General features: G+C 69.3%; 11 protein-coding genes. 3 read left to right on the top strand and 8 right to left on the bottom strand.

Annotated features, from left to right (window positions below):
- Positions 1-92: 92 nt before the first annotated feature.
- Positions 93-746, bottom strand: coding sequence for a hypothetical protein (locus DEJ00_RS17650; protein ID WP_027466885.1), 654 nt, complete (start codon positions 744-746; stop codon positions 93-95).
- Between the two features lie 175 nt (positions 747-921).
- On the opposite strand from DEJ00_RS17650, the gene DEJ00_RS17645 reads away from it, so the two are divergent.
- Positions 922-1,368, top strand: coding sequence for a MarR family winged helix-turn-helix transcriptional regulator (locus DEJ00_RS17645; RefSeq protein WP_071248606.1), 447 nt, complete (start codon positions 922-924; stop codon positions 1,366-1,368).
- 23 nt (positions 1,369-1,391) lie between these two features.
- Here the strand turns inward: DEJ00_RS17645 and DEJ00_RS17640 are convergent, their stop codons facing one another.
- From DEJ00_RS17640 to DEJ00_RS17625, 4 genes are all read right to left on the bottom strand, one after another.
- Complete coding sequence (locus DEJ00_RS17640; RefSeq protein ID WP_258373727.1) at positions 1,392-2,348, bottom strand: NAD-dependent epimerase/dehydratase family protein; 957 nt, start codon at positions 2,346-2,348, stop codon at positions 1,392-1,394.
- Between the two features lie 11 nt (positions 2,349-2,359).
- The gene (locus DEJ00_RS17635; protein WP_175475047.1) at positions 2,360-2,920 is read right to left on the bottom strand and encodes an MOSC domain-containing protein; all 561 of its coding nucleotides are present in this window, start codon (positions 2,918-2,920) and stop codon (positions 2,360-2,362) included.
- 71 nt (positions 2,921-2,991) lie between these two features.
- Positions 2,992-3,411 (bottom strand): MauE/DoxX family redox-associated membrane protein, encoded by a 420-nt coding sequence (locus tag DEJ00_RS17630; RefSeq protein ID WP_071404117.1) that lies wholly within the window; start codon positions 3,409-3,411, stop codon positions 2,992-2,994.
- Positions 3,412-3,466: 55 nt separating this feature from the next.
- Complete coding sequence (locus DEJ00_RS17625) at positions 3,467-3,937, bottom strand: hypothetical protein (protein ID WP_146248011.1); 471 nt, start codon at positions 3,935-3,937, stop codon at positions 3,467-3,469.
- 81 nt (positions 3,938-4,018) lie between these two features.
- Between DEJ00_RS17625 and DEJ00_RS17620 the strand changes: the two genes are divergently transcribed.
- Entirely contained in the window at positions 4,019-4,486 is a 468-nt protein-coding gene (locus DEJ00_RS17620; protein ID WP_111058250.1) for a tetratricopeptide repeat protein, read from the top strand.
- Positions 4,487-4,793: 307 nt separating this feature from the next.
- On the opposite strand, the gene DEJ00_RS17615 is transcribed toward DEJ00_RS17620, so the two are convergent.
- Complete coding sequence (locus tag DEJ00_RS17615; RefSeq protein WP_111058249.1) at positions 4,794-5,132, bottom strand: cupin domain-containing protein; 339 nt, start codon at positions 5,130-5,132, stop codon at positions 4,794-4,796.
- Positions 5,133-5,236: 104 nt separating this feature from the next.
- The gene (locus DEJ00_RS17610) at positions 5,237-6,112 is read right to left on the bottom strand and encodes a hypothetical protein (protein ID WP_111058248.1); all 876 of its coding nucleotides are present in this window, start codon (positions 6,110-6,112) and stop codon (positions 5,237-5,239) included.
- 23 nt (positions 6,113-6,135) lie between these two features.
- On the opposite strand from DEJ00_RS17610, the gene DEJ00_RS17605 reads away from it, so the two are divergent.
- The gene (locus tag DEJ00_RS17605; RefSeq protein WP_146248010.1) at positions 6,136-6,954 is read left to right on the top strand and encodes a hypothetical protein; all 819 of its coding nucleotides are present in this window, start codon (positions 6,136-6,138) and stop codon (positions 6,952-6,954) included.
- A gap of 108 nt (positions 6,955-7,062) precedes the next feature.
- On the opposite strand, the gene DEJ00_RS17600 is transcribed toward DEJ00_RS17605, so the two are convergent.
- Positions 7,063-7,350: an antibiotic biosynthesis monooxygenase gene (locus DEJ00_RS17600; RefSeq protein ID WP_071405624.1), complete on the bottom strand. Its 288-nt coding sequence runs from the start codon at positions 7,348-7,350 to the stop codon at positions 7,063-7,065.
- Between the last annotated feature and the right edge of the window lie 18 nt (positions 7,351-7,368).

Here is a 7,368-nt window from a genome sequence, read left to right as displayed (position 1 = left end):
GGTCGTGCTGGTCTTGCTGGGGTGGCGACGCTCGGCCGGAGGGAGCTCGGCCGAGCGTCGCCGGTCTGGGGGAGGGGTGATGGGGGGTCAGATCAGGCCGTGAAGGTCCAGGTCATCGGGACCGAGGCGGCGAGGCCCTGGTAGGTGTTGCCGGCCGAGGAGTCCAGGGTCACCGCGAAGTTGAACGGGACGCTCGCGCCGGCGGCCGGAGCCTGCGGCATCGTGAAGGCCGACGCCGCCGCACCCTTGAAGCTGGCGAGGGTGCCGCTGAAGACGGTGGTCGAGCCGGAGGTGACGACGAGGTTCATCTTGGCGCAGAGGTCGGTCGCGGTGCCGTTGGCCGAGCCGTTCGCGGACTGGGTGCACGTGGCGCCCGGGTTCAGCGTGAAGGTGCTGGCGTTCGCGGTGCCGGTGTTCTTGATCGAGATCGCGGTGTTGACCGTGTTGCCCGGGGTCATCGTCGTGCTGCCGCCGAACTTGTTGATCGTCGAGCAGGTCGCCGAGTTCGTCGAGACCGAGCCGCCGTCGGTGCTGAGGCAGGTGACGGTCGCGCCGGCGTTCTGCTCCTGCATGATCAGCGTGCCGCTGCCGGCGGTGTTGCTGCTGTTGGTGATGCTCGCGGCGAACCCGGAGAGGGTGCCGGTGAGCGAGAGGGAGAGCAGGACGGCGGCGAAGATACCCGCGAGGAGCGCCACGGGGGCGAAGCGGATCCGCTTCAGTGCGGAGGTGCGGAGCTTGGTGGACACGGGGTACCTCTTCGTTCGGTGGTGGTTTCAGGAAGTCGGGGGGAGCAAGACCTTCGGGCTGTTTTGCTTCAATGGTTAAGATAGTCACTGATTCACCAAGTTGACCACTCGTATACTCACCCCAGTGCGGGGGACGCACCTTGTCCCCCGGTCCCCGACACGGAAGAAGGCCCTCGTGGCAGCAGCACCGAACGACGACGACGCCGCCGATCTCATGGCCGCGTTCACCGCCGTCGTGCGTGCCAACGCGAGCCTGGTGAGTCAGCTCAGCGCCCGGGCGGGCGTGCACGAGAACGCCCTCCGCGCCCTGGTGCTCATCAGTGACACCGGGTACTCCACGCCGACCGAGGTCGCCGGGTACCTGGGGCTGACCTCGGGCGCGGTGACGAACATGATCGACCGGATGAGCACCGCCGGCCTGCTCGAGCGCGCACCGAACCCGGCCGATCGCCGGGGCTCACTGCTGCGGCTGCTTCCCCCGGGCCATGTCGTCGTGTCGGACTACCAGGAACGGTACGCAGCGATGCTCCGGGCCGTCGACGGGGCGCACAAGGGTGAACTGCACGAGGTGCTCAACGACCTGGCGACGAGTCTGTACGAGCAGGCTGCCGCTGCGTCCTGATCTCGCTCGTGCGGACCGCGCGTCTACCTGGTGTGGATCGCCCGTTCCTCGGTCGCGGTGAGGCCGGCACGGCGTTCCCGATCCGTCCCGTGCGCACGCTCGTCCTCGAGCACCCGCACGACGGTGTCCCGGAGGGGTCGGGTCACCCCGCCGGCGTCCGTGAACGCCACCGCGGAGCGCTGCGCGAACCCGGCCTCCGACACCGGGATCCACAGGGGGAGTGATCGCGGTCCGGCCCAGTAGGCCACGTCGTGTGCAAGCAGGACGTCGTCGTCGACCGCGACCAGCTCGTCGTCGAAGCCGGTGACCTCGGCGACGCACCGGAAGAAGTCCTGCATCGGCGTCGGAGCGCCCACGGCGTTGACCGTGCCGACGAACCCGTCGCGCCCGGCACGGACGAGCCAGGCGGCGAGGTCCGCGACGTCGATGATCTGGACGAAACGCTCCGCCGTCGTCGGCACCAGCACCGGCCCACCGCGGTCGAAGCGAGCCGGCCAGTACCCGAACCGGTCACTGGGGTCGCCGGGCCCGACGATCAACCCCGGTCGCGCGATGAGCAGCCGCGACCCGAGCCGGAGCCGGGTGGCGCGTTCGGCGAGGACCTTCGCGTCGGCGTAGGCGGACGGGTCCCTCGGCTCCACCAGCCGAGCGGACTCGTCGGCGCCCGGCTCGTCGTTCTCTGCGTACACCGAGACCGTCGACACCAGGGTCCAGTGCGCGGCCCGGTCGGCGAGGGCATCGAGCGCCGGGGCGACGAGTCCGGGGGCGCTGGCGAGCTCGATGACCTCGTCCCAGTCGCCGGTGGCCTGTGCGTACGCGCCGGCCAGGGTTCGATCCGCCTGGACGAAGCGCGCTCCCTCGGGGACGCTGCCGGTGATGCCCCGGGCGAGGCAGGTGACGTCGGCGCCCTCGGCCAACAGCTCGTCGACGATCGTCCGTCCGAGCCAACCGGTGCCGCCGAGTACCAGGACGCGTCGCACGCGCTGCGGCATCAGACGGGCTGGAGGGGTCGTCGTTCGCCGTCCGGGAGCTCGACCCGGATGCGATCGCCCGGCCGGACCGTGCCACCCGTGAGCACGACACTCATCACGCCGCCCTTGCGCTCGACCGTGCCGTCCTCGGCGCGCCCCAGCACGGCACGCAGGAGTCCCGGCTCGAAGCCGTTGATCTGCTGGCACGGGTTCCGCAGGCCGGTGACCCGGACGGACGCGTCCTCACCGAGGTGCAGCACCGCTCCCTCGGGCAGCCCGAGCAGGTCGACGCCGCTGGTCGTCACGTTCTCGCCCATCTGGCCCGGTTCGACGCTGAACCCTGCCTCGGCGACCTCGTCGAACAGCTCGGCGTGCAGCAGGTGGACCTGGCGCAGGTTCGGCTGCGAGGGGTCACGGGCGACCCGGGAGCGGTGCTGCACGGTCGTGCCGGCGTGGGCATCACCCTCGATGCCCCACCCCGCCACGAGCGTCACCGCGTCGACCAACGGCTTGCTGAACCGGTGCTCGCCGTCCTTGCTCACCGCGACCACGCGCGGCTGGTCCATGTCGTCCCCGCTCATGGGGCCGATTCTGCCCCATGGCCGCGGCCGCGCGAGTGCAGCGCCGATCAGCGGCGCTCGCGCAGGCCGGTTCAGCGGCGCTTGCGCAGCGCGTTCGTGGCCCACAGGGAGACGGCGATGAGCACGGGCTGGAACAGCAGGCGGACGAAGCGTTTGGTGTCGGTGTCCAGGCCGAACCCGTCGCGGTGGTGCATCCACTGCGCGATGTTGCCGGGGAAGACCGCCAGGAAGAACACCGCGACGACCCACCCGACGGTCACCTGACGCCGAGCCAGGAGCATCAGCGCAGCTCCGAGGGAGATCTCCACCACGCCGGAGGCGATCACCGTGACGTCGGTCGGCAGCGGCACGAACTTCGGCACCTGCGCCTGGAACTCCTCGCGCGCGACCGTCAGGTGGCTGATGCCGGCCCACGTGAGCAGCGCGCCGAACAGGATGCGGACGATGGTCCGGGGGCGGGTGGAGCGGACTGCGGGGGTGCGGGTTGCCATCGGGGTGGTGCCTTTCACGGTCGTGGTGGGGTTCGGTGGAGTGGGGGAGCCGAGGTCAGCGGCTGCGGCTGCGGAGGACTCGGCGTCGGCGTGCGGCCTCGAACGTGATCGCGGCAGCGGCGGCGCCGAGCGTGAGGATCCGGGCGGCCGGACGGCCGTGGGTCGAGGCGGCCAGTCGCAGTGCGCCGACGAGTGCGAGTGCCCCGGCAGCACCGGTCGTGGTCGTCACCTGCCGGTCTTCGAGGTCGATCACGAGCCGGGTCCCGCCGAGGGCCGTCGCCGCGATGGTGGAGCCGGTGCCGATCCGGTCGTCCCCGGGGGCACGACGGACCGCTGCAGCGGCGAGTCCGAACCCGGACAGGACTTCCAGGGCCGGGATGCCGATTGCGTGCGGGACGCCCGGCTCGAAGCCCCGGCGCTGCATCCGCTGGGCCCTGGCGCGCAGCGGGGTGCGGCGAACCGTGGCGAAGCCGTGCCCGGCGAGCAGGCCACCGGTGACGAGGTCGATCCAGCTGGTCAGTTTCACGTTGTGCTCCATTAGGTTGTGCACAACCTAACACGTCGACGTGTCGAGTGGGCGGGAGCAACGTGCACCTACCCTGAACACGTGGAGGACGATGTCACTGGCGGACCCGGTTGGATCATCACAGCTACTGGCCTCCGCCCCGTCGTCACCGACCTGCAGGCCTTCCGAGCCGGCCTCCTTGAGGATCCCCTCGCCGAGCCGATCGAATTGCTGTGGACCGGGAACCCCGGCGCTGCTCTTCAGGTGCTTGACGTGCTCCGGCAGACTCCACGAGTACGGGCGCTTGCTGCCGATTGCCACCGCGACCTCGGGGACACCGCTCATGCCGTAAGCGAGTACGACGTGCTCGTCGCAGAGTGCGTGGGTACGGCACGCGAGGCCGTGATGCGACAGCACCGCGGCAAGGCCCTCCTCGCTAACGGTGAAACGGAACGTGCAGTCGAGGACTTCCAGCGTGCTGTCGAACTCCGAGGGACAGCCGACCCGGTGCTCCTCGCATCGGCAGAGCAAGGCTTGGCGGTCGCGCGCGCTCGTGTGGACCGCGGGTGACCACAGCCGGAGTGGCGTGCTACCGCATCGTGGGCTTCGAGCGCTCGAAGGGTTCCTGTCCCTGCCCCTGACCCTTGGTTGGCTTCGAAGCGCTGGTCTCACGGGGAGCCATCGGTCTGAAGGGGAACATCATGCAGAAGAAATCGAGGTCAGCACGCTTCGCCAGAGCAAGATGCTGGCGGAACCATGGGCCCCGCGGCTGATGCGCTGTGGCCAGCGGCGATGGCATCGATGCCTTCCGCCGACGGCTCACGAAAGCGCACGTCTCACTAGCTGATCGGCTACTGGGACGCGACAATTGGCGGGGTTAGGCGCGGTCTCCACGCGAGTTGGGCGTGCTGACCACGAGAAATCGGACGTCTTCGGAACCAGGGTTCGTGAACTGGTGCCCGACACCAGGGGCAACTTCCATGCCTGATCCAGCCTCGAGGTTCACGTTGCCGTGATCGGTCCGCATCACCGCGGTCCCGTGCAGGACGTAGAAGAACTGACGAGCGTGGACGTGGGCATGCCACTCTTCCTGACCACCCGGCGGGACGCGCTCCTCGATGACGGAGAGGTCCTGCCCGTCGAGAAGCCGCCATCCGTCACTCACCTCGCCCCAGATGTAGTGCGGAGCATTGCTGGTGTTCACGGGATGCTGCATCGCTGCATGCTATCGGCGCGGAAAGGCTCCGCCGCCCGCTGAACCGAGCGGCACCGGGCTACCTCGCACCGGTCGTCGAAGCGGAGTGCGCTCCCTCCGATGGGTCAGCGGGTTGGCGGCAGGGCGTGGGTGACGAGCTTGGACACTTCCTCGGCCGCGCGGCTCGCAGCCTCGGTGCCGGCAGCCCCGGTGACGACGAGCGCGAGTACGACGGGTGCTGCGTCACCCGAGGCGCGGTAGGGCACTTCGAGAGTGCTGACCTCGACGAGGCTTCCGACTTGGCTCCTGTCGCTGACCCCGGCTACTTCCCACGGTGCGTCGGTGCCGGCTGCGGTCGCAGGGGATCTCGGACCGTTGAGCAGGATGTTCCGCATCGTGCCGCGACGGTCAGGGGCAAGCGTCTCGCCGTAGATGGCGTCGTCGAGCAGGGTCGCGAAGTTCCGCGCTGACGGCCCGGCAGACGAGGGACCAAGGAGCGCGTCAGCGCGACGATGAAAAGCATCCTCGCCGCCGAGCCACGTCACGAGCGTCTGCTGAGCTTCCGGCGCACTGGTCTGCAGTGCAGCGGCGACGGCATCCAGGAGCGTCGCGGAGGCTCCCGTTTCGGCCGTGGCCTCGGAGGCGGCGGGGGACGCTGCGAGTTGGTCGTCGGAGGCGTTGGCGAGCACGAGCACGCTCGCGGTGAGGGAGCGCATGTCGAGCGGTACTGCCTCGGTGGCACGGAAGCCCAGGTGGTGATTGTTACCGGTGTCGATGGCGTCGACCCGTAGACGGAGGTCGTGCTTCCGCTCGTAGGCGGCCAGACGCTCGGAGAACTCTGCGGCCGTGATCGCCTGCGGAGTACGAGAGGCCGCCGGGATCGTGTGGGGTGCGGCCGGTTCTGGGGACGCGGAACAGCCCGCGAGGGACACGCTCGTGGTGACCAGAGCCGCCAGGGAGGTGATCAAACGGGCGGTGGGGCAGCGGAGCAGGCGGGGCACGGAATAACGATACGGTGACTCAAATGACTGTCTGCACGCGTGGTTCCCTGTATCGCGTGATCAGTCGGGTGCTTGCCGTCGCGGTGTCGGGCCTGATCTTGAGCGGTTGCGCCCAGGCGTCGAACACCGTCGCTGTTGCACCGAGCAAGACGGCAGAACCGACTGCAGCTGCGTCAACTGACGAGGCGCCGGTCCTCACAGCGCCATCGTCGAGCGCCCGTCCTACGACAACCATGCAGAGCGCGTTGGCGGCCTTGGAACAGGCCGAGCAGGCAGCCGTCAGCACCTGCGTGATGAGTGGCGCGACTGGCGCAGTCTCGACCTACAAAGGCGAAAGCGACATGCCAGCGGACGCTCTTCTCGCAGTGATCCTTCCCGCGATCGCTACCCGGATCGACCCGAGTGCGACGATGCTGCCTGTCGCGAAGGATCGCTCCGATGTCGACGCACAGATCCGCCGACTCGGTGGTGATAGCAGTGTTGCCGCCGGTCTCGCTGCTCTGGACGACCGCGTGACAACGACGCGCGCAACGACCGCCCGGCAGGCCTGCAGCGACATCAACACTGCACTGCAAGGCGACCTCCTCGACGAGCGGGCGAACAGCACGTACCGAGAAGCGCTCCTCACAGCAGCCAGCCGCGAGTCCGCCAGGGCTTTCCGAGCGTCGGCGCCGGATGGATGGACCGCCGCGGGGACCGTTCTCGTGAACGGATCGTCCGCAGGAGCAGTAGCGGTACTCAGCGGCGTCCACTGGTCCACGGTCATCACGGTCTTTGTCACCGGCGCAACGGACCCGCTCGACGTGATCGCCCGCGCGACCCAGATCGCCCTCACCGCCTGATGCTGCGTCACGAAAGCCTGCCGCCGCCGCGGTCCGATAGCCGATCGGCCATCGAGACACAGCAGCGCCCGCGGAGGCACGTGCTCCGCGGGCGCTATCGCTTGAGGGTCAGAGGGTGACCGTCTCGAACTCGAGGAGTTCCGCGCCGGTGGCGACGGGGTTGCTGTCGCCGTGGTGTGCGCCGGCCTGGCCGGTGCGCCACGTCTGGTAGGAGTCCTCGTCGGCCCAGGTGGAGACGACGAAGTAGCGGGTGCCGCCGGCGGTGGGGCGGAGGAGCTGGAAGCTCTCGAAGCCGGGCTGCTGCTCGACGTCGTGGTTCCGGCCGACGAAGCGTGCTTCGAGGTCGGCGCCCTTGCCCTGGGGGACGGTGATGGCGTTGATTTTCACGACGGACATGGTGTTCCTCTCGATGGT

It is taken from the genome of Curtobacterium sp. MCLR17_039 (genome assembly GCF_003234745.1).
Lineage (GTDB): Bacteria > Actinomycetota > Actinomycetes > Actinomycetales > Microbacteriaceae > Curtobacterium > Curtobacterium flaccumfaciens.
This window is presented reverse-complemented; position numbering and strand designations above follow the sequence as displayed.

What these genes read in the sequence shown, in the direction of transcription:
- DEJ00_RS17615 (WP_111058249.1), bottom strand. Translation starts at nt 5,132, where the DNA reads ATGCAGCATCCCGTGAACACCAGCAATGCTCCGCACTACATCTGGGGC.
- DEJ00_RS17635 (WP_175475047.1), bottom strand. Translation starts at nt 2,920, where the DNA reads ATGAGCGGGGACGACATGGACCAGCCGCGCGTGGTCGCGGTGAGCAAG.
- DEJ00_RS17630 (WP_071404117.1), bottom strand. Translation starts at nt 3,411, where the DNA reads ATGGCAACCCGCACCCCCGCAGTCCGCTCCACCCGCCCCCGGACCATC.
- DEJ00_RS17600 (WP_071405624.1), bottom strand. Translation starts at nt 7,350, where the DNA reads ATGTCCGTCGTGAAAATCAACGCCATCACCGTCCCCCAGGGCAAGGGC.
- DEJ00_RS17605 (WP_146248010.1), top strand. Translation starts at nt 6,136, where the DNA reads ATGACTGTCTGCACGCGTGGTTCCCTGTATCGCGTGATCAGTCGGGTG.